This is a genomic window from Lentisalinibacter salinarum (assembly GCF_040706555.1).
GTDB classification, from domain to species: Bacteria; Pseudomonadota; Gammaproteobacteria; order Steroidobacterales; family Woeseiaceae; genus Lentisalinibacter; species Lentisalinibacter salinarum.
The window spans coordinates 88,245-108,492 of record NZ_JAPDRH010000002.1 but is presented as its reverse complement, the minus strand read 5'-3'; the positions used below and the strand labels follow the sequence as shown (position 1 = coordinate 108,492).

At 69.1% G+C, this 20,248-nt stretch carries 21 protein-coding genes; 8 read left to right on the top strand and 13 right to left on the bottom strand.

Translation table 11 applies throughout. From position 1 onward, the window contains the following. Nucleotides 1-6 precede the first annotated feature (6 nt). From ACJMKZ_RS03665 to ACJMKZ_RS03650, 4 genes are all read right to left on the bottom strand, one after another. Nucleotides 7-1,347, bottom strand: a complete 1,341-nt coding sequence (locus tag ACJMKZ_RS03665) for a phenylacetate--CoA ligase family protein (RefSeq protein WP_405231845.1) — start codon at nucleotides 1,345-1,347, stop codon at nucleotides 7-9. A gap of 46 nt (nucleotides 1,348-1,393) precedes the next feature. After that, nucleotides 1,394-1,978, bottom strand: coding sequence for a flavodoxin family protein (locus ACJMKZ_RS03660; protein WP_405231844.1), 585 nt, complete (start codon nucleotides 1,976-1,978; stop codon nucleotides 1,394-1,396). A 145-nt stretch (nucleotides 1,979-2,123) separates the two neighbouring features. After that, nucleotides 2,124-2,663, bottom strand: coding sequence for a VOC family protein (locus ACJMKZ_RS03655; RefSeq protein ID WP_405231843.1), 540 nt, complete (start codon nucleotides 2,661-2,663; stop codon nucleotides 2,124-2,126). Between the two features lie 41 nt (nucleotides 2,664-2,704). Continuing rightward, nucleotides 2,705-4,930 (bottom strand): TonB-dependent receptor, encoded by a 2,226-nt coding sequence (locus ACJMKZ_RS03650; RefSeq protein ID WP_405231842.1) that lies wholly within the window; start codon nucleotides 4,928-4,930, stop codon nucleotides 2,705-2,707. Between the two features lie 108 nt (nucleotides 4,931-5,038). Here ACJMKZ_RS03650 and ACJMKZ_RS03645 point away from each other — a divergent pair, with 108 nt between their 5' ends. Next, nucleotides 5,039-5,806, top strand: coding sequence for a citryl-CoA lyase (locus ACJMKZ_RS03645; protein WP_405231841.1), 768 nt, complete (start codon nucleotides 5,039-5,041; stop codon nucleotides 5,804-5,806). Beyond that, complete coding sequence (locus ACJMKZ_RS03640) at nucleotides 5,806-6,687, top strand: alpha/beta fold hydrolase (protein ID WP_405231840.1); 882 nt, start codon at nucleotides 5,806-5,808, stop codon at nucleotides 6,685-6,687. The genes ACJMKZ_RS03645 and ACJMKZ_RS03640 overlap by 1 nt, the downstream gene beginning before the upstream one ends. Here the strand turns inward: ACJMKZ_RS03640 and ACJMKZ_RS03635 are convergent. The 5 genes from ACJMKZ_RS03635 to ACJMKZ_RS03615 all read right to left on the bottom strand — a co-directional run bounded on the left by ACJMKZ_RS03635 (nucleotide 6,664) and on the right by ACJMKZ_RS03615 (nucleotide 11,624). Next, the gene (locus tag ACJMKZ_RS03635) at nucleotides 6,664-7,479 is read right to left on the bottom strand and encodes an IclR family transcriptional regulator domain-containing protein (RefSeq protein ID WP_405231839.1); all 816 of its coding nucleotides are present in this window, start codon (nucleotides 7,477-7,479) and stop codon (nucleotides 6,664-6,666) included. The two genes, ACJMKZ_RS03640 and ACJMKZ_RS03635, sit on opposite strands and share 24 nt — an antisense overlap. A 74-nt stretch (nucleotides 7,480-7,553) precedes the next feature. Further along, nucleotides 7,554-8,348, bottom strand: coding sequence for an SAM hydrolase/SAM-dependent halogenase family protein (locus ACJMKZ_RS03630; protein WP_405231838.1), 795 nt, complete (start codon nucleotides 8,346-8,348; stop codon nucleotides 7,554-7,556). Between the two features lie 58 nt (nucleotides 8,349-8,406). Next, on the bottom strand, nucleotides 8,407-9,159 hold the full coding sequence (locus ACJMKZ_RS03625) for a queuosine precursor transporter (RefSeq protein ID WP_405231837.1): 753 nt from the start codon (nucleotides 9,157-9,159) through the stop codon (nucleotides 8,407-8,409). 96 nt (nucleotides 9,160-9,255) lie between these two features. After that, nucleotides 9,256-10,389, bottom strand: coding sequence for an acyl-CoA dehydrogenase family protein (locus ACJMKZ_RS03620; RefSeq protein ID WP_405231836.1), 1,134 nt, complete (start codon nucleotides 10,387-10,389; stop codon nucleotides 9,256-9,258). Nucleotides 10,390-10,421: 32 nt separating this feature from the next. Then, nucleotides 10,422-11,624, bottom strand: a complete 1,203-nt coding sequence (locus tag ACJMKZ_RS03615; protein ID WP_405231835.1) for an acyl-CoA dehydrogenase family protein — start codon at nucleotides 11,622-11,624, stop codon at nucleotides 10,422-10,424. 298 nt (nucleotides 11,625-11,922) lie between these two features. Between ACJMKZ_RS03615 and moaA the strand changes: the two genes are divergently transcribed. Genes moaA through ACJMKZ_RS03595 form a run of 4 tightly spaced genes read left to right on the top strand, consistent with a single transcriptional unit; the run spans nucleotide 11,923 to nucleotide 14,190 of the window. Further along, nucleotides 11,923-12,963: a GTP 3',8-cyclase MoaA gene (gene moaA, locus ACJMKZ_RS03610; protein ID WP_405231834.1), complete on the top strand. Its 1,041-nt coding sequence runs from the start codon at nucleotides 11,923-11,925 to the stop codon at nucleotides 12,961-12,963. 22 nt (nucleotides 12,964-12,985) lie between these two features. Continuing rightward, on the top strand, nucleotides 12,986-13,471 hold the full coding sequence (moaC, locus tag ACJMKZ_RS03605; protein WP_405231833.1) for a cyclic pyranopterin monophosphate synthase MoaC: 486 nt from the start codon (nucleotides 12,986-12,988) through the stop codon (nucleotides 13,469-13,471). Between the two features lie 18 nt (nucleotides 13,472-13,489). Then, a complete protein-coding gene (locus ACJMKZ_RS03600; protein ID WP_405231832.1) occupies nucleotides 13,490-13,735 on the top strand; it encodes a MoaD/ThiS family protein in 246 nt (81 codons plus the stop codon). After that, complete coding sequence (locus ACJMKZ_RS03595; RefSeq protein ID WP_405231831.1) at nucleotides 13,732-14,190, top strand: molybdenum cofactor biosynthesis protein MoaE; 459 nt, start codon at nucleotides 13,732-13,734, stop codon at nucleotides 14,188-14,190. The genes ACJMKZ_RS03600 and ACJMKZ_RS03595 overlap by 4 nt, the downstream gene beginning before the upstream one ends. On the opposite strand, the gene ACJMKZ_RS03590 is transcribed toward ACJMKZ_RS03595, so the two are convergent. Both ACJMKZ_RS03590 and ACJMKZ_RS03585 read right to left on the bottom strand, forming a co-directional pair. After that, a complete protein-coding gene (locus ACJMKZ_RS03590) occupies nucleotides 14,187-14,822 on the bottom strand; it encodes a nucleotidyltransferase family protein (RefSeq protein WP_405231830.1) in 636 nt (211 codons plus the stop codon). The genes ACJMKZ_RS03595 and ACJMKZ_RS03590 overlap by 4 nt on opposite strands. Nucleotide 14,823: 1 nt before the next feature. Then, on the bottom strand, nucleotides 14,824-16,470 hold the full coding sequence (locus tag ACJMKZ_RS03585; RefSeq protein WP_405231829.1) for an MFS transporter: 1,647 nt from the start codon (nucleotides 16,468-16,470) through the stop codon (nucleotides 14,824-14,826). A gap of 149 nt (nucleotides 16,471-16,619) precedes the next feature. Between ACJMKZ_RS03585 and ACJMKZ_RS03580 the strand changes: the two genes are divergently transcribed. Together ACJMKZ_RS03580 and ACJMKZ_RS03575 are read left to right on the top strand one after the other, a co-directional pair. Further along, nucleotides 16,620-17,444, top strand: a complete 825-nt coding sequence (locus ACJMKZ_RS03580; RefSeq protein ID WP_405231828.1) for an SDR family NAD(P)-dependent oxidoreductase — start codon at nucleotides 16,620-16,622, stop codon at nucleotides 17,442-17,444. Next, a complete protein-coding gene (locus ACJMKZ_RS03575) occupies nucleotides 17,444-17,902 on the top strand; it encodes a MaoC family dehydratase (RefSeq protein ID WP_405231827.1) in 459 nt (152 codons plus the stop codon). Before ACJMKZ_RS03580 ends, ACJMKZ_RS03575 begins: the two co-directional genes overlap by 1 nt. Nucleotides 17,903-17,927: 25 nt before the next feature. Here ACJMKZ_RS03575 and glcF read toward each other — a convergent pair whose 3' ends face one another. Beyond that, nucleotides 17,928-19,160 (bottom strand): glycolate oxidase subunit GlcF, encoded by a 1,233-nt coding sequence (glcF, locus tag ACJMKZ_RS03570; protein WP_405231826.1) that lies wholly within the window; start codon nucleotides 19,158-19,160, stop codon nucleotides 17,928-17,930. Between the two features lies 1 nt (nucleotide 19,161). Further along, entirely contained in the window at nucleotides 19,162-20,247 is a 1,086-nt protein-coding gene (gene glcE / locus ACJMKZ_RS03565) for a glycolate oxidase subunit GlcE (protein WP_405231825.1), read from the bottom strand. Nucleotide 20,248 lies beyond the last annotated feature (1 nt).

Below are 20,248 nucleotides of genomic sequence, written 5' to 3'. Positions count from 1 at the left end.
GATGATTCAGCCGGAGGCGGCTTCCTTCTTGTCGGCGTTGGAGTAGTCTATCAGCTTGGACTTGTAGGTCTCCCGCGGCAGCGTGCCGTAGGGAACCAGCTCGACGTCGGTGGTCACCAGCAGGCGCGAGCGGATTTCCTGCCTGATGCGGTCGGCCAGTCCTTCCGGCGCGCTCGACATGCCTTCGCCGAGTTCGACGACGACCGGCAGCGGCGGCGACTGCAGCACGCCGCGCTCTCTCGGGCGCACCTGCAGCAGGCCGCCGACGTCGGGGGCGAAGTCCTTCAGCAGGCTGCGGATGGCGGAGGGGAAGAGGTTCACGCCGCGCACGATCAACATGTCGTCGGTGCGACCGACGCAGCGGATGCGCGGACCGGTGCGCCCGGTGGGATTCTCCTGCATGTTCACGACCACGTGGTCGCGGCTGCGGAAGCGCAGCAGCGGCATGGCCTCACGCTGTAGTGCTGTGTAGACCAGTTCGCCCTCCGCGCCGTCTTCCCAGGGGATGGGCTCGCCGCCGGCGGGGTCGATCAGCTCCACGTGGACGTAGCCGCGGGCCATGAAGTGCATGCCGTTGCCGTCGTCGTCCTCCGCCCAGGCGGAGAGCGAGATGTCGCCGATGCCCATGGACTCGCGCACCTTGCAGCCGAAGGCCTCCTCGATGCGGCCGCGCACCAGCGGGTCGCCGCCGCCGGGTTCGCCCGCCGTGATCATGTTGGTCAGCCCGAGGGAGCGGGTGTCGATGCCGTTTTCCTGGCACCAGTCGATGAGATACAGGCCGTAGGAGGGCGTGCAGCTGACGCCGGTGGCCTTAAGGTTGCGGATGGCCGTGACGAGCCGCTCGGTGTTGCCGGTGCCCACCGGGATGACCGTGCAGCCGATCTTGTCGAAGCCGTAGTAGACGGCGCCGGCGACGAACGGTCCCGCGTTGAAGCCGACGGCGATGCGCTGGCCCGCCGAGAAGCCGGCGGCGGTGTAGCCGCGTGCGACATTGGTGGCGTAGACGTCGACGTCGTTGCGGGTCAGCCCGAGGTAGCAGGGCACGCCGGTCGTGCCGCTGGTGCTGAACACCCGCATGAGCTTCTCCGGCGGTGCCGCCAGGTGCTCGCCGAAAGGCGGGGCGTCGGCCTGGGTGGCGCGCAGCTCGTCCTTCTCGGTGAACGGCAGCTTCGCGATGTCGTCCAGCTCACCCACGGCGGCCGCGTCGTCGAAGCCGGCCTCGCGCAGCTTGTGCTGATAGAACGCGGAGTTCCCGAACAGGTAGGCGACCTGGCGCCGGTAGGTCTCCCGGTCCAGGGCGAACTGCTCTTCTACCGGGCGTGTCTCTGTCGCTTTGTCATAGATCATGGGGGACCACCTTCGTTGTGTCGGGTCCTGTTGTGTCGGCATGCGCTCAGCCGCGGTTCCAGCGCAGCGCGCACTCGGCGACGCGCTGCCCCAGGCGGCGCGCGGTCTCGAGATCGGCCTCGGGCGGGCAGACATCGGGGCCCTCGTCCACGTTGGACTGGGCCATGGCACCCAGGGAGCCGCCGAGGCGGTTCACGTCGTCCACGCTGCCCTTCGAGCTGTTGTTGCCGGGCAGCAGGTTGAGATTCACCCAGACCATGCCGTGCTGAGCGGCGAGGGTGAGGAAGGAGACCAGCGTGTTCTGCTTGTCGCCGTTCTGGGAGCCGGAATTGGTGAAGCCGGCGGCGAGCTTGTCCGCCCACTTCTGCTCCATCCAGCGGCCGGAAGTAGCCTCCATGAAGCGTTTCATGTCGGCGGAGACGCTGCCCATGTAGGTGGGGCTGCCGAAGACGATGGCGGCGGCCGCGTCCAGTTCGGACCAGCCCGTGGCTTCGGCCTCCTCCAGGTCCGCCACGGTGAGTTCGACGCACGCGACGCCGTCGACTGCGCGGACGCCTTCGGCGACGGCGGCCGCCTGTTTCGCGGTGTGGCCGTAGCCGCTGTGGTGGACGATGCAGATCTTCCTGGACATGGTTCCTCTCCCGGCTTCTCTCACTGTTGTTAGGACTTGTTCTCCGGCCTCGGGCCGAGCGGGTCCGCGGGCCGGAGTTCCTGTGCTCCGGCCCCGTCGTGGGGAGCCCGCGGTGCCGGCCGCCGGTCAGGCGGCCGCTGTACGACTAGCGGTGGTACTGCTCGTTATTGGGCGTGTGATCGCCCGCCAGCCAGCGCTTCAGTTCGCTGTGTGCCTTCGGCAGCTGGTCGGCATTGATCTTGTCCACATCCGGGTGGTCGACGGTGAACTCCACCAGCAGCTTCGCCGGGTCGAACACGTACAGCGAATAGCAGTAGCCGTGATTCAGAATGTACATGTCCGGCTCCTTGTAGCCGGCGGCCTCGAGGCGCTCCTTGATGCCGTCCTGGCTCTCCTGGTCCACCTTGAGTGCCAGGTGGCGGAAGCCGGACAGCGGCAGCTCGGGGCCGAACTCCTCGGCGTCCTCCTCGTCGGCGAACTGGAAGAAGGCCAGCGCCTCGCCGTCGCCGATGTCGAAGAAGCAGTGCGCGTACACCCGCTCCTTGCCGAAGAGGTCGGTCTTCTCGCACCAGGTCGCCGTCAGCGGGAAGCCGATGATGTCCTCGTAGAAGTGCCGCACGGCCTCCAGGTCGCGGGTGACGTGGGCGTTGTGGTGGAGTCTGGAATCTACTCTCGGTGCTTGCATGGTCTGAAACTCCTCGTCTGTTCCGTCTGCTTCGGGGTTGCTCAGAAGCGCTTGGAGAACTCGACGCCCCAGCGCCTCGGCATGCCCGGCCAGAGGAAGTTCGCCCCCGGCACGGGACCCGGCGAGAACTCGGTATTGTATTCCTCATCGAAGGCATTCTTCGCCCACAGCATCAGCGACCAGTCGTCGGGCATCTCCACGCCGACGCGCACGTCCACCAGGTCGTAGGGGCTGCGCACGGAGATGTTGCCCGGATCCCACCACGTGTCGCCGGTGCGCTGGTAGTCGACCCGTACGACGCCGTTCACGCCGCCGAAGAGTTCGGTGGGCCGCTGATAGAGCAGGCCCAGATTCAGCGTGTACTCCGAGACGAGCGGCGCCTGGTTGCCGTTGTCGGCAGGGTCGGCCGCACGCTCGATCTCGCTGTCGGTGTAGCCGAGGCCGAAGTTCACGCTGAGGTTGTCCGTCACCAGCGCGCTGGCCTCGATCTCCAGGCCCTGGTAGGTGACCTCCGGGATGCTGCCCAGGTTCTGCGTGCTGGTACCCGGATCGAAGAAGAAGAAGTACGCGTTCTCGAAGTCGGTGTAGTAGACGCTCGCGGAGCCGCTGGCCCGGCCGCCCCAGAACGAGCCCTTGATGCCGGCCTCCCAGGTGTCCGCGATCTGCTCTTCGAAGATGTCTTCGACGCCGGGTTCGGGCACCGCGCCGCCGACGCCGGACTGGTTGAAGCCGCCGCTCCGGAAGCCGCGGCTGTAGCCGCCGTAGATCGTCATCGCGTCGCTCGGCTGCCAGGTCAGCGTGACCTTGGGCTGCCAGGCGTCCCAGGTCTCCTTGCGCACCTCGCCGAAGGTCGTGAGGCCGCCGGTCGGGTCGTACAGCGGCTCGGTCAGCGTGGTGTTCTCGCGCTCGTCCTCGTCATAGCGCAGGGATACCGACGCCTCGAAGGTGTCCGTGAGGTCGTAGGCGATCTCGCCGAAGACCGCCCAGGCGAAGTTGTCCTGCTCGTCCACCAGCAGGCCGAACTGGGGGCTCGGATCCGTGGGGTCGACGAACACCGAGACGCTCGGCTCGGTGGTGACGTCGGGCACGCCGTTGCCGCGGTCGATCATGTTGCCGGTGGAGATGAACCGGTCCGTCTGGATGAAGTAGGTGCCGGCGATCCAGCGCAGGCGGTTCTCGGCCGGCGAGGTGAAGCGGAACTCCTGACTGATGGCGTCGGACTCGAGGTACTGGGTCTGGCTGAGGTCCACGAACTCATCGCCGGTCAGGTCGCGGATGAGCGGCGCGAAGTCGAAGAAGTTCACCACGGATTCCTCTCGGGGCACGAAGTTGAACTGGTCGCCGGTCAGGAGCTCCTCGAGATCGTCATAGGCGGTGATCGAGGTGAACGTGCCGAAGTCGGCCTCGTAGTCGAGCTTCAGCGTGGCGTTGTAGAGGTCGCGCTCGTTCTTGCCCGGGTTGTTGACGCGCACCGGGATGTCGGTGTCGTCCGCCTCCGGGCCGATCACGAAATACAGCGCCTGGGTGTCGAGCTGCGACGCGGAGAGCCGGAGGTCTGCGGAGAAGCGGTCCGTCGGCTCCCACAGCAGCTTGAAACGGCCGGAGATATCCCGGTAGGGATCGGCTTCCTCGTCCAGGAATTCGTTCTCGATCCATCCGTCCGTGTCCACGTAGGAAGCGGAGGCGCGGAACTTGAGCGTTTCGCTGCCGCCGACCGGCCCGCTGACCGCACCGCGGGCGGTGAAGCCCGGCCCGTCGTCGGCGCCGAGTTCCATGCGGCCCTCCAGCTCGTCGGTCGGCTGCTTGGTCACGATGGTGATGGCGCCGCCGATGGCATTGCGCCCGTACAGCGCGCCCTGGGGCCCGCGCAGGACCTCGATCTGCTGAATGTCGAACAGCTGCTGGTTGAACTGGGCCGGATTGGCCATCAGCACGCCATCCACGAGTACCGCAGCCGACATCTCGCTGTTGCGCGCCTGGGAGACGCCGCGGATGTTGATGAAGGAATTGCCCGCGTTCTGGGTCTGGACCAGCGTGACGTTCGGGGTCAGCTGGATGAAGTCCTGGGGCGTGTTGATGCCGGCGGACTCGATCTCGTCGGCCGTGAATGCCCGCGCGGAGACCGGGATGTCTTCCAGCGATTCCGCGCGTTTGCGGGCGGTGACCACCACTTCCTCGATGACCTGCCCCTGGGCGCGGACCTCGACGAAGGGCACGGCGAGCGTCGGTGCCAGCAGGCACAGAGCGATCCTGGTCGATAGCTTCATTCTTGACTCTCCCCCGAGCTGATTTTGGACAGGATGGGCGGGATGCTATAATTTTCGCATACCGAATTCAACTTCGCTATGCGAAAACGTGTCGACGGAGGGGAGACGATGTCAGACCAGAGCACGACGGGGCGCACGGGCATCTGCGGCTACGACGCGGACAACATCCTGATCCGCGGCCGGAATCTCGTGACCGACATCATGGGCAGCTACAGTTTTACACAGCTGATGCTGCTCCAGGCGCTCGGAAAGGAGCCCAGCGAGACCCAGGTGCGCATCGTCGATGCGGTCATGGTTACGATCATGGAGCACGGCATGGTGCCTTCGGCGGTGGTGAGCCGGCTCACGCACTACGGCGCGCCGGAGTCCTTCCAGGGCGCGGTGGTGGCCGGTCTGCTGGGCGTCGGCGACCGTTATGCGGGCACAGCGGGCGAGTGCGGCGCGGTGCTGGAGCGGATCCTCGAGGCGGCCGAGTCGGAGCGCAAGGCGAGGGCGCTCGAGCAGGTGCGGAGCTATCGCAGCATCCGCCGGCCGATACCCGGCTTCGGCCACCCCATCCACCAGACGAAAGACCCCCGGGTCGAGCGGTTGCTGGAGATCGTGCGCGCGGCCGGCGCCGGCGGCGAGGCCATCGACGCGATGTATCTGTTGCAGGACGCGCTGCGCGAGGAACTGGGCAAGCCCCTGGTGACCAACATCAGCGCGGCGATGGCGGCTGCCATGGCGGAGGCCGGCATCCCTTCCCGGCTCATGCGCGGGGTGGTGCTGACGGCCCGCTGCGCAGGGCTGGTCGGGCACGTCTTCGAGGAGATGTCCGAGCCGGCAGCCCCGGCCATCTGGGAGGCGGCCCAGGAGGCCGTCGACTACGAGCCGTGATGGCGGCGGAGGCGCCGGCGGTGACCCGCTCCCACGAGGTGGTCTCGGACGGGGCGCGCCTGCACGTCGAGGCGGTCGGCGTGGGCGCGCCGTTACTGCTGGTGCACGGCTGGGCGATGGACCACCGCGTCTTCCGCCCCCAGACAGAGGCACTGTCCAGGGATTTCCGCGTGATCGCGTTCGACCGCCGGGGCTTCGGCCTGTCCGGGGGCGAACCCGACCTCTCGCGGGAGACCGGGGACATCGACGCCATCGCCCGGCAGCTGATCGGCGGTCCGTTTCACCTGCTCGGCATGTCCCAGGGCGGGCGCATCGCGCTCCGCTATGCGGCACGGCACCCCGGCCGGCTGCGCTCGCTGATCCTGCAGGGCGCCGCGGTGGACGGTGAGGACCCGGGCGGCCCGGACGAAGAGCGCATCCCCGTTACCGAGTACGCGGCGCTGGCGGCCGAGGGCCGCATGGACGAAGTCCGGCGCCGCTGGCTGCGTCATCCCATGATGCGGGTCGGCGAGGGTCACCCGGAAGCAGAGACGCTGCTGCGACAGATGCTGACGGACTACCGGGGCGAGGATCTCGCGCGCTTTCGCCCCGAAGCCTATGCCTGGTCGGACGATGTGCTCGGCGCCGTCGCCGGCGCGGGACTGCGCCTGCTGGTTCTGACCGGAGCTCGCGAGACGGAGGCGCGGCGACGTCTCGCCCGGCTGCTTGTCGAGAGGGTGCCCGGCGCCCGCGAGGTCGTGCTGGCGGCAAGCGGGCATCTCGGCAACCTCAGCGAACCGGACGCCTACAACCGCGCCGTGAGGGAATTCTGCCGCGACGTCGATTGCGGCGAGCGCGGCAATGGCGGGCGCGGCGCCTCAGTCCCCGGCGCCGCGGATTGAGTGGACCAGCACCGGGTAGCGGCGCAGCTCGGTCTCGATGCGCTCGGCGGCGCTGCGCAGGTGCGGCAGCCGGGTCTCCACCATCTCCGCCTCGTTCACCCGGGTCGTGGCCGTCGAGCAGTTGATGGCCGCGATCACGGTGCCGTCGTCCATGCGCACCGGTACCGCCACCGAGACGATGCCGTAGTCGAGCTCGTCCTGGATGGAGGCGTAGCCACGACCGCGGACTTCTTGCAGTATCTCGCGCAGCCTCGGCACTGAGGTCTCGGTCTTGTCGGTGAACTTCTCCGGCCGCATTTCGGCGAGCAGCGACTCGAGCACGCCGTCGGGCTGGTGGGCGAGCAGCACGCGGCCGAGTGAGGTGCAGTACGCGGGGAAGCGGGTGCCGACGCCGGCGGCCAGCCGCACCATGCGGTTCGTGGACACGTGCACCAGGTAGAGGATGTTCTGCCGGGACAGGACGGCCAGCGACGAGCTGTCGCCGGTGCGGTCGCGTACCTCCTGCAGGTACGGCCGGATGACTTCCTCCACGTTCATGGACTCGAGGAACGCCGAGGCGAAGCCGATCACCTCCGGCGTCAGCAGGAAGCGCTTGCCTTTCTTGCCCACGTAACCCAGGTGCACCAGCGTGTTCAGGCAGCGCCGGGCGACGGCCGGGCTGAGCGAGGTGGCGGCGGCGACCTCGCTGAGGCTCATCTCGGGACGTTCCTTCGTGAACGAGCGCAGCACCGTCAGCCCCCGTGCCAGGGTATTCAGGTATTCGCCATCGCTGCGGGGGTTTTCGTTCGGCATGAATGGGTGGCGTCGACGTCGGAAAGAGCCGGGATGGTAGTACGGTTTCGGCGCGGAGTGTTAGCCGCGTACGGTCAGCCGGCTTCCATGATGCGCACCGGCGCACCCCGGTCCAGACCGAGTCCGGCGGCGGCGCTCGACTCCGCCCGCGCGATCTCCAGCACCCCGAAGGAATTGACCAGGGCGAGATACTCGCCGGGTTTCGAGCGCCCGTAGGTCTCCCGCAATTCGAACTCGTGGCCGCCGGCGAGGACCAGCGGCCGTTCGAAGCTCTCCAGGTATTCCTCGCCGATGTTCGTGATCAGGTTGCCGAAGTTGTCCACCGTCACCACGACGCCGACGACACGGCCGTTGGCGCTCTCCGGCTCGTCCAGCCAGCCCGGCGTCCAGTCGTCCGCCCGGGGCCCGAGATCCGACGGCGCCACCCGTCCCGACGCGAGTTCCGCGGCCAGCGGCGCGAAGATGTCCCGGCCGTGGAAGGTGGCGCTGGCCGGCGGCAGCGACAGGGAGTCCAGGCCGGCGGCGTCCACGCGGTGGACCGCGGCGTCGGCGACCGTGTCCAGCAGGGGCGCCAGCAGGCCGTTGTCCGGTGCGAGGAAGACATGGCGGTCAGCCTCGGCCACGATGATGTCGCGCTCGGTGCCCACGCCGGGGTCCACCACCGCCACGTGCACGGTGCCCGGCGAGAAGTAGTAATACGAGCGCTGCAGCCAGAAACCGGCCTCCGCGGGCCAGTGCACCGGGATCTCGTGGGTGAGGTCGACGATCTTCGCGTCACGGAAGCGCGCCAGGATCACCCCCTTCATGACGCCGACGAAAGGCCCCTTGTGGCCGAAGTCCGTAGTGATGGTGACGACGCCGGAAGCCATCGCTGCACGCTCTCCCTCGATACGAGGCGTCTAGCTTACCCCAGCCGCGGTCGGGCAGTCAGGCGGCGGCGGGATCCGCCGTGCGCCGGGAACGGTGCCACCAGCGCGCCCAGTAGATGAACGGTGTATCGATGACGGCGATGGCGAGCTTGAACACGTACTTGGCGGCGCCCAGCTGCAGGGCGGTGACGAGGTCGACGACGCCCCACCACACCACCAGCGAGTACAGCGTGGTGTCCAGCGCCTGGGAGGCCATGGTCGAGCCGTTGTTGCGCAGCCAGAGCCAGCGCCCGCCGGTCGCCTGGCGGATGCGGTGGAAGGCCCACACGTCGAAGCTCTGGCTGATGAGGTAGGCGAGCAGCGAGCCCGCCACGAAGCGGGGCGTGAAGTCGAGGATGGTGACGAAGGCCTCGTGGACGTCCCGGGAGAATGCCGCGGTCTTCGGGTCGGTGGACGGCAGGTACTGCAGGCCGAGGCTCAGCATGATGACGATGATCACGCTGACGAAGAACCCCAGCCGCACCGCCTGGTTGGCCGCCCTGCGCCCGTAGTTCTCGCTCAGGACGTCCGTGGCGAAGAAGATGCTGGAGTAGAAGATCACGCCGAGGCTGGTCTGCAGGCCGAATATCTCGGTGAGCTTCGGCCCCTGCAGATTGGCCAGGATGATCGCGGTGACGATCGCGGCCTGCAGCCCGGCCCGGCCGAACAGGCGGAACAGGATCACGGTGAAGGCGAGGTCGGCGACCAGCGTGGTCAGCCAGAGCGCCTCCTGATTCTCGGCGAAGAACGCGGACAGTGCTTCGGGGAACATGGACTATCCGCAGCTCAGGAGAGGCAGGTCAGGAGAGGCAGGTCGGCGAGGGGATGCCCGCGGCCGCGCGCCGCGGGCATCCGCGCTCCCGGTGGTTCACATCAGGCCGGCGTAGCGCTCGACGTGGAAGTCGGCGTTGCCGAACAGCGTGTTGATCACGGTCAGCCGCTTGAAGTAGTGAGCGACGTCCATCTCCCAGCTGACGCCCATGCCGCCGTGCAGCTGGATGGCTTCCTCGCCGATCTTCCGGCCGGCCGTGCCCACCTGGTACTTGATGGCGCTGATCGCCCGGCGGGCCTCGTCGGCGTCCTCGCTCTCCTGGGCCATCACGGCCCAGAGCAGCAGCGACTTGGTCTGCTCGTAGAGCATGAACATCTCCACCATGCGGTGCTGTAGCGCCTGGAATGCGGCGATGGGCACGCCGAACTGGACCCGGCTCCTGGTGTACTCCAGGGTTTTATGGTTCAGCTTCTCCATGATGCCCACGGCCTCGGCGCAGACGGCCAGCGTGGCCTCCTGGATCACCGACTGCAGAACCGGGTACGCCTTGCCTTCCTCGCCGAGCAGCTGCGCGGCGGGCACGCGGACGTCCTTGAACTTGATCTCCGCACCCTTCTGGCCGTCGACGGTGGCATAGCCGCGTCGCTTGATGCCGTCGCTGTCCGCGGCGAGGACGAACAGGCTGATGCCGTCCTCGTCCTTCTGGCCGCCCGCCGTGCGCGCACTCACCACGAGCACGTCGGCCGTGGCGCCGTTCAGCACCACTCCCTTCTCGCCGTTCAGCACGTAATCGTCACCGTCCTTCTTGGCGCTCAGCGCCACGTCGGCGAGACGGTAGCGGCTCTGGGGCTCCAGGTAGGCGAGGGCGCCGGTCTTGGATCCCTCGATCAGCGGCATGAGCCAGTCGGCCTTCTGCGCGTCGTCGGCGGTGCGCCTCAGCGCGCCGCCGGCGAGCACGATGCTGGCGAGGTAGGGCTCGACGACCAGGCCGCGGCCGAACTGCTCCATGATCAGCATCAGCTCCACCGGGCCGCCGTCCAGCCCGCCGTCCTCCTCGGGGAAGGGCACGGCGGTCCAGCCCAGATTGGCGAACTCCTGCCAGTCCTCGGCGCTGTAGCCCAGCTCGCTCTCCGAGTGCTTCATGCGCTTCTCGAAGTCGTAGTCGTTGTCGATGAATTTCGCCACGCTGTCCTGCAGCAGTGACTGTTCTTCGGTGATTGCAAAGTCCATGCTCGATATCTCCGCTTAAGGGGCGACCGGCTCTACAGGCCGAGCACGTGCTTGGCCACGATGTTGCGCTGGATCTCGTTGGATCCGCCGTAGATCGATGCCTTGCGGTTGTTGAAGTAGACCAGCGAGGTCCGGGTCTCGGCGCCTTCGCCCACGTAGTCTTCCTCGGCGAAGTCCACCTCGTACTGGTCCGGCACGAAGGGGATGGCATAGTAGCCGGCCGCCTCCATGAACAGCGTGTCGATCAGCTGCTGCAGCTCGGTGCCGCGGATCTTCAGGATGGAGCTCTCCGGGCCCGGCGCCTTGCCGGTGGCCACGGCCGCGAGGGTGCGAAGATCGGTGTACTCGAGCGCCTTCAACGAGATCTCGGCCTCGGCCAGCTTGCGGCGGAAGCTCCAGTCCCCGATGAGCGGCTCGCCGCCGCGTACCGACGCGCGGGCCAGTTCCTTCAGCCGGTTGAGCCGGTACTGGGAGCGCGCCACATCGGCGATGTTGGTGCGCTCGTGCTGGAGCAACACCTTGCCGTAGGTCCAGCCCTTGCCTTCCTCGCCCACCAGGTTCTGCACCGGCACGCGCACGTCCTCGAAGTGCACCTCGTTCACCTCGTGCCCGCCCTCGATAGTGATGATCGGCTTCACGCTGACGCCCGGCGTCTTCATGTCGCAGAGGATGAAGCTGATGCCCTCCTGGCGGCGCTCGACGTCCTGGCTGGTGCGCGCCAGCAGGAAGATCCAGTCGGCATGCTGGCCCAGCGTGGTCCAGGTCTTGGTGCCGTTGATGACGTACTCGTCGCCGTCACGGTCCGCGCGGGTCTTCAGCGAGGCCAGGTCGGAGCCGGCGCCCGGTTCGGAGTAACCCTGGGCCCACCAGACGTTGCTCTCCAGGATGTCGGGCAGGAAGCGCTCCTTCTGCGCGTCGTTGCCGAAGGTGTAGATGACGGGCCCGACCATGCTCAGGCCGAAAGGAATCAGCCGCGGCGTGTTGTAGCGTGCCATCTCCATGGAGAAGATGTATTTCTGCACCGGGCTCCAGCCCGTGCCGCCGTACTCGACCGGCCAGTTCGGCGCGATCCAGCCCTGCTTGTAGAGGATCTTCTGCCAGCGGATGAAGTCCTCGGGATCGGGCTCGATCCCGTTGTTCATCTTGTAGGCGATGTCCTCCGGGTACTTCTCGTCGAGGAAGCTCCTCACTTCCTCACGGAATGCTTTCTCCTCGGCGGTGAAATTTACATCCATGGTGCTGTCCTGATACTGACAATTGGGGGTGCGAGACCCCGTGTCCGCGGCCGCGCCCGGTCGGGCACGCAACGGCCGCTGCGGCCGCTGCGGAGGCGGCCGCCGAAACAGTCCCGGCCGTACGCCCGGGACCCCCTCAACCCCGGCAGAATAGCATTATATTGCACTGCACAACAATGCGGTGAACCCCGCGGAAATCCGGACAGAAGCTGTGTTCCGGCGGCCGGCCTGCGGCTCCACATCGGCTCCCGCGGCCGTGCTATGGTTACGCCTTTACGGCAGAGGCAGACACAGACGCATGACCCGCGGCACACCGCAGACACCCGTAGTCACCGACGCCCTGGCGCGGCCGCTGCGCGACCTGCGCATCTCGGTGCTGGACCGCTGCAATTTCCGTTGCCCCTATTGCATGCCGGCATCGACGTTCCACGCGGATTACCAGTTCCTGAAACGGCGCGAGCGCCTTACGTTCGACGAGATTCACCGGGTCGCACGCGCCGCGGCGAGTCTGGGTGCGACGAAGCTGCGGCTGACGGGCGGCGAGCCCCTGCTGGAGAAGCGGCTGCCGGAGCTGGTGGCGCTTCTCGCCGACATCCCGGGCGTGACGGACCTGGCGCTGACGACCAACGGGATGCTGCTGGCCCCGGTGGCCCGCCGTCTGGCCGAGGCCGGACTCTCCCGGGTCACGATCAGCCTGGACAGCCTGGACCCGACCGTATTCCGGCGCATGAGTGGCGGCCGGGGCCGGCTCGACGACGTGCTGGAGGGCATCCGCGCGGCGGACGAGGCGGGACTGGCGCCGGTGAAGATCAATGCGGTCATCCAGAAGGGCGTCAACGACGGGACTGTGCCGGAATTGCTCGAGTACTTCCGCGGTACCGGCCATATTGTCCGACTGATCGAGTACATGGACGTCGGCAACCGCAACGGCTGGCGCATGGACCAGGTCGTGCCCTCGCGGGAGCTGCTCGCCCGGATCACGGAGCGCTGGCCGCTGCGGCCCGTGGGCCGCAACTATGCCGGCGAGGTGGCCCGGCGCTACGTGTACGAGGACGGCGCAGGCGAGATCGGTTTCATCTCGAGCGTGACCGAGCCGTTCTGCGGCTCCTGCAATCGTGCGCGGCTGTCGGCGGACGGCACGTTGTATACCTGTCTGTTCGCCAGCCACGGGACCGACCTGCGCGAGGCGCTCCGCGACGGTGCGGACGTGGACGAGATTACCGATATAATCCGCAGGATATGGCTGCAGCGCGCCGATCGGTACAGCGAGCTGCGCACGCCGGGCGCGGCCCAGGCCCACGTCCTGCGCAAGGTCGAGATGTACCGAATCGGCGGTTAGGTAGTCAGCCGGGAAGCGAGCAGTGGGAGCATCCGATCTCAGTCACATCGACGAACGGGGCCGGCCGCGCATGGTCGACGTCGGCGGCAAGGCCGTCACCCGGCGGGAAGCGGTCGCACGCACGCTGGTGAGGCTGCCGGAGGCCGTGGCGTCCCGTCTGGCCGACGGCGAGCTGAGTACGGCCAAGGGTCCGGTGTTCGCCACCGCAGTCGTGGCGGGAGTCATGGCGGCCAAGCGCACCCATGAGCTGATACCTTTCTGCCATCCGCTCGGCCTGGACGACTGCGATATCGAGATCGAGGTGCGCGATCCGGCGACGCTCGCCATCACCTGCCGCTGCCGCATCACGGCGAAGACGGGCGTGGAGATGGAAGCGCTCACCGGCGCCAGCGTGGCGGCGCTCACCGTCTACGACATGTGCAAGGCACTGTCCCACGACATCGTGATCGGCGAGACCCGGCTGATCGCGAAGACCGGAGGCAAAAGTGACTTTCATCACGAGGACTGACCGTTGGATGGCGAACGCATGAGCAAGCAGGTAACGGTGCGTTACTTCGCCGCCTTCAGGGAGCGCGCGGGCAGGGCAGAGGAAGCGCTGGAGACCGAGGCGGACACCGCCGCCGATCTCTTCGAAGCGCTTCGCGACCGCCACGGCTCGGCGGAGCCCCGCGGACACTGCAAGGTGGCCATCAACGACGAGATGGCCGACTGGACGACGCCGCTGAAGGACGGGGACACGGTGCTGCTTTTCCCACCGGTGGCGGGCGGATGAGCGAAGTGGTGATAAGCCCTCACCCGATTGTGCCCGGCGAGCTCGGCGCTGCGCTCACGGAGCCGGGCGCCGGAGCGTTCGTCGGCTTCGAGGGACGCGTGCGCAACCGGAACGAGGGCCGGGCAGTCGAGCGGCTCGAGTACGAGGCCTATGCCCCGCTGGCGGAGAAGGAGGGCGCGCGCATCATCGCCGAGGCCTGCGAGCGCTGGCCCATCCTCTCCGCGCACTGCGTGCATCGTACCGGCATGCTCGAGATCGGCGATTACGCGGTCTGGGTGGGCGTCGTCTCGCCCCACCGGGACGAGGCTTTCGCCGCGTGCCGCTACATCATCGACGAGGTGAAGGTGCGGCTGCCGATCTGGAAGAAAGAGTATTACACCGACGGTGACTCGGGCTGGGTCAACTGCGAGCGCTGCGCCGCCGGCCACCAGCACGAATCGGCGTCGGCCGGCTAGCCTCCCTCCCGCGCGAGCGCTGCCGCGTCGGCCGGCGTGTCGATGTCCGTGGCAGCCCGCCGGCATTCCACCGCGATCACCTCGTGCCGGTGCCGTTCGATCAGCGGCCGGGCGCCCCGGTCGCCGGTGAGTGCGCGCAGCTCCGGGAACAGCCGGCGCGGGAAGATGGCCGGGACGCCGAGAATATCGCCACCGTCATCGCCGCACTCATTGCCGCCGCGGCCCCCATAACGGCTGGCCGCGATGGCATCCGGGCGGCTGCGCCAGGCTGCCGCCAGGCGGGCGAGGTCGGTCTCGTCGACCAGGGGCTGGTCGGTGAGCAACACCAGCAGGCCGTCGCAATCGTCCGGCAGGCACTCGACTCCCAGAACCAGCGAGCTGGACAGGCCCCGCTGCCAGTGCTCGTTCACCACGAAGTAGCGCGCCACCTCGCCGGCGGCTTCCAGCACCCGCGTATATTCAGCGCCGAGCACGAGCAGGCTGCGGCCGCCGCAGGGGCCGGCGGCCAGGCGCAGCGCGCGCCGCACCAGTGCTTCGCCGCCGAAGGTCAGCAGCTGCTTCGGCGCGCCCAACCGGCGCGAGCCGCCGGCGGCCAGGACCAATGCGAACAGCAACGGGTCGCGCGCACTCACGTCAGCCCCGGCGCTGCCGCGCGATGCGATGCGAGACCCGCGGGCGTTCCTCGCCGCGGTGGTAGCGAAAGGCGGCGGCGAGCACCTCCATGTCGCCCCGGGTCAGCCGGCGGTGCTGGCGCAGGTGTTCCAGCCAGGATTCGTCCACGAACACTTCCACGAACAGCCGCTCGTCCTCGGTGTCCTGGAACAGCCCCCAGGTAATGGCGCCGTTGCGCAGCCGGAGCTTGCGTACCGGCTGCATGGCGGCGGCGAAATCGTCGGCGTCCGCCGGATCGATCTCGTAACGGATCTCCACCAGCACGGGCCCCTGGTCCTGCTGGATCGTGAATGGCACGCTGGGATCGGGAATGGGGGTCACGAGCGTCGGATCGGCGCTGGCGTAGCGGCGCATGTTCAGCGGCACGCCGAGCGCGAGGCCGACCAGGCCGACGACCGCGGCGTACACCAGCGCCTCGGACAGCGACGTCAGCGATGCGATCTTGCCCCAGAAAGCCGCCGCGCCGGCGACGGTGCCCATGAAGCTCGCCAGGAAGACGGCCAGCCCGCGGGCGCGCACCCACTCGGGCAGGGAGAGCTGCGCGACCACCTGCAGCGTGGACAGCACCGAGACCCAGGAGGCTCCCAGCAACAGCATGGCCGGTGCCAGCCACCAGGCGTCGCGGACGAAGGCCAGGGCCAGGGCGGCGGCGATGGTGCCCGCCGAGCCCAGCGTCACCAGCGCGTCGTCGGACAGAAAGCGGCGCAGCCGCGCCAGGTTGAGGCCGATCAGGACGGCGCCGACGCCCACCGCGCCGAGGAGCCGTCCGTAGACCTCCGGGCCGGCGCCCATCTCCTCGCGCACGATCAGTGGCAGGAAGGCCACCGGGGCGCTTACCAGCACGAAGTAGAGGATGCCCCGGGCGATGACCACCTGCAGCCCGGCGGAGCGCCGGGCGTAGCGCAGGCCCATGCGCACGGCGCCGAAGAAGCGTTCGCTGGGCAGCGTGCTCTGGCGCCGCGGCGTGCGCGAGAAGAACATCACGGCGAGCACGCCCAGGTAGCTCGCGCTATTGATGAGGAAGACGAATCCCGGCCCGGCCGCGGACAGCAGCAGGCCCGCCAGCACGGGGCCGATGGCGCGGGAGACGTTGAACGCGATGCCGTTCAGCGTGACTGCGGCGGGCAGTTCGGAGCGTGGCACCAGATCCGGGATGAGCGCGGAGAAGGCGGGCATCATCATCGCCGCGCCGGTGCCCATGGCGAAGGTCATGGCGAGCAGCCCCCACGCCGTGACATTGCCGGTGACGGTGAGCACGCCCAGCACGCCGGCGGAGACCATCAGCCAGCTCAGCGCGAACAGCAGGAAGCGGCGGCGGTCGACGATGTCGGCGAGTGCGCCGGCAGGCAGGGCCAGCAGGAAGGTAGGCAGCAGGGCGGCCGCCTGCACCAGCGCCACCATCACCGGGTCCGGCGCGAGCGAGGTCATCAGCCAGCCGGCGCCGGTGTCGTGCATCCAGCTGCCGACGGTGGAGACCAGCAGCGCGACCCACAGCCAGCGGAAGATGGGCCGGCGGAACGGCGCCAGGCCGCCCGGGTCCGGCGCCGCCGACGGTTCCCCGGACGACACCGGCGACGGTTTCGCTGCGGTTTCGGCTGTCGACGACACGGGGACTCCTCGCCCTGACACCGGCGCCGGGCGGCGCCTCGCGGGCATTATGGCACGGCGGTCCGCTTGGGCATTCGGCGGGGCGCAACCTATAATGGCCGCTCTTTCGACAGCCGGCGGAGACCTCCGCCGGGCGGGGAACGATAGCTATGACGAAACTGGCAGGCAGGAGCGCGATCGTCTCCGGCTCGGGGCGAGGCATCGGCCGCGCCATCGCGATGAAGCTCGCCGCCGAAGGAGCGCACGTCGTGGTGAACGACCTGGACGCCGGTCCGGCGGAGGAGACGGTGCACGAGATCGAGTCGGCCGGCGGCGTGGCGGTGGCCGTGCCCGGCGACGTCTGCGACGCGGAGTTCGCGCAGCAGTTCGTCGATGCGGCGGTCGAGCAGTTCGGCGGCATCGACATCATCGTCAACAACGCCGGTTACACCTGGGACAACGTCATCCAGAAGATGAGCGACGAGCAGTTCCAGGCGATGCTGGACATCCATCTCGTGGCGCCGTTCCGCATCCTGCGCGCCGCGTTGCCCCACATCCGCAAGGCGGTGACGGCGGAAGAGGAGGTGGGCCGCATCGTGCAGCGCAAGGTGGTCAATATCTCCTCGACTTCCGGCGTGTACGGCAACCTCGGACAGATCAACTACGCCGCGGGCAAGGCCGGCATCGTCGGCATGACGAAGACGCTGGCGAAGGAGTGGGGGCGCTACCACGTCAACGTGAACGCGGTCGCCTTCGGGCTGATCCACACCCGGCTCACCCAGCCGCTGCAGGGCGAGCAGGCCAGCATCGACGTGGGCGGGCGCGACATCAGCGTGGGTGTGCGCCAGGAACGGCTCGACGCCGCGGCGAAGACCGTGCCGCTCGGCCGCGGCGGCACGCCGGAGGAGGCGGCCGGCGCCGTCTATCTGCTGTGCACCCCCGAGGCCGACTACATCAACGGCCAGTGCGTCGTCTGCGACGGGGGGCGGGTCTGATGCCGGTCGTGCTCAGCGTGGAGGACGCCAAGGCGCTGGAAGGCAAGGAGGTCGGCGTCTCCGACTGGGTCACGGTGGACCAGCACAGCATCGACCTGTTCGCGGAGGCGACGGGCGATCACCAGTGGATCCACGTCGATCCCGAGCGGGCGGCCGCGGAGATGCCCGAGGGCAGGACCATCGCGCACGGCTACATGACGCTGGCCCTGATACCGACGCTCACCGCCGACTTCGTGGAGATGCCGACGCTTACCCGGACCATCAACTTCGGCTGCAACAAGGTCCGCTTCCAGAGCATGGTGCCGTCCGGCAGCCGGGTGCGGGCGCGGGCCACCGTGAAGCAGGCCCGTCAGCGCGCCGGTGCGCTGCATCTCGTGAGCGAGATCCGCATCGAGGTGGAGGGGCAGAAGAAGCCGGCCTGCATTGCCGAGACCATCGGCCTGTATTTCCTGGACTGATATTTCCCGGACCGCGCGGGCGCCCTCAGCGCTCGGTCGGCAGTCGCTCGGCGAGCAACTCCACCCAGTGGCGCACCGGCCGGTCGGTGCCGGCGGCCAGGTGGTGCAGGCAGCCGATATTGCCGGTCACGATCTCCGCCGGCTCGCCCGCCTCCAGGTCCGCCAGCTTGCGCTCGCGGATGCGCTCGGACAGCACCGGCTGCAGCAGCGAGTAGGCGCCGGCCGAGCCGCAACAGGCGATGGACTCGCCCACCGGCGCCAGGTCCACTCCCTGGCGGGCCAGGAGCTCCCTGACCGTGTCGCCCTCGCCCAGCGCGTTCTTCAGCGTGCAGGGGCAATGCAGGGCGACCTTGCCTCCCCGGGCGGGCGACTGCGGCGGCCGGAGCGGCGGGAGTTCCTCGGCGGCGAGTACCCGTCCGATGTCCCTGGCGGCGGCCGCCACACGGCGGGCGGGTTCGGCCAGTTCGGGATCGTCTGCGAACAGCCGTTCGTAGTCCTGCACGAACGCGCCGCAGCCGGTGGCGGTGATGACCACCGCCTCCGCGCCCGCGTCCAGGGCGTGCGACCATTCCCGGATACGCTGGCGGGCGAGCGCCAGGCCGCCGTCCTGGTCGCCGAGGTGGTAATCCATGGCGCCGCAGCAGCCGGGCGGCGCGGGCGTGAGGGAGACGCCGGCGGCATCCAGCAGGCGCGCCGCCGCCCGGTCGATGCCGGGCGAGACCACCGGCTGCACGCAGCCGTTCAGGGCGATCATGCGCCGCCGGTGGCGGGGTGTGGGCCAGGGCCCGGCCCGGCCGGGCGCGAGCAGGCGGCGCCTGAGATCCGGCGGGAGCAGGAAGCGGAACGCGTTGCCCAGCTGCAGCACCGCTCGCAGCAGCCGCCGGGAGCCGAACAGGAAGCGCAGGGCGCGGCGTTGCATGCGCTCCGCCAGCGGTCGGCGCACGCGGGCGTCCACCCGGGCGCGGCCGATGTCCAGCAGTTCGTGATAACGCACGCCCGAGGGGCAGGTGGTCTCGCAGGCCTGGCAGGTGAGGCAGCGGTCGAGGTGGATCTGGGTCTCCCGCGTCACCTCTCCGCCCTCCAGCGCGCGCCTGATGAGGTAGATGCGTCCGCGGGGACCGTCGAGTTCGTTGCCGAGCACCTGGAACGTGGGGCAGGTGGCGTTGCAGAAGCCGCAGTGGACGCAGGTGCGTATGACCGCGGCGGCGCGCCGGCCCTCGGGCCGGTCTCTCAGGTCCGCGGTGAGGTGCGTCTCCACGTCAGAGCGTCCCGTACATCCGGCCCGGATTGAAGACGCCCGCCGGGTCCAGCGCCGCCTTCAGTCGGCGGTGCAGCGCGAGCAGCGCGTCGGGTAGCGGGTGGAAGGCGGGGACGGCGTCGTCGCCGCCCCGGTAACGGGTGGCGTGGCCGCCCGCAGCCGTCGCAGCCGCACGGACGGTGTCCGCGTCGGCTTCGGTGGCGATCCAGCGCTGGGCGCCCGCCCAGTCGATCAGCTGACGTCCGGGCAGCCGCAGCGGCGGCGTGGCGGCCGGGACCGACAGGCGCCACAGGGGCAGCGGCGTCGCGAAGATGCCGGTGCGCTGATCCCGCAGCGCTTCCCAGTGGGCCGCATCGCTCTCCTCGCCGCCGAGGGATCGTTCGATGTCGTGCCTTGCCGCGGCGACCGCGCCCGCGGCACCGGACAGCCGCAGCCGCAGCACGCCTTCGCCGTAGCTCGCGGCGCTGAGCGGCAACGGTTGCATGGCGAGCCGGCACATCTCGCGGATGGCGTCCGCCTCGTCGCACTCCCGCGCCAGCGTGATCGTCACCGGCGGTACGGGCAGCACCTTCAGGGAGACCTCGGTCAGCAGGGCGAGGCAGCCCATGCTGCCCGCCAGCAGGCGCGAGACGTCGTAGCCGGCCACGTTCTTCATGACCCGGCCGCCGAAGGCGAGCGGCTGGCCGCGGCCGTCCAGGACCCGGCAGCCCAGGACGTAGTCCCGCAGCGCGCCGCGGAACGGCCGCGCCGGCCCGGACAGCCCGGCGGCGACGGCGCCGCCCAGGGTGCTCTCCCGCGCCAGCCGGGGCGGCTCGAAGGGCAGCATCTGGCCCTCGGCGGCCAGCGCGGCTTCCACCTCCGCCAGCGGCGTGCCGGCGCGGGCGGTGATCACCAGTTCGCTCGGCTCGTGGGCCAGGATGCCGCGGCAAGTCTCGGTGCCGAGTTGTGCGCCGCGCACGGCATGGCCCAGGAAGTCCTTGCTGCCGCCGCCGCGGATCGCGAGCGCCTCGCCGGCCGCGGCGGCTTCGCGGATGCGCCCGGCCAGGACCGTCAGCGCGTCGTCGGCCGCCTGTTTCGCCTCCGCCACG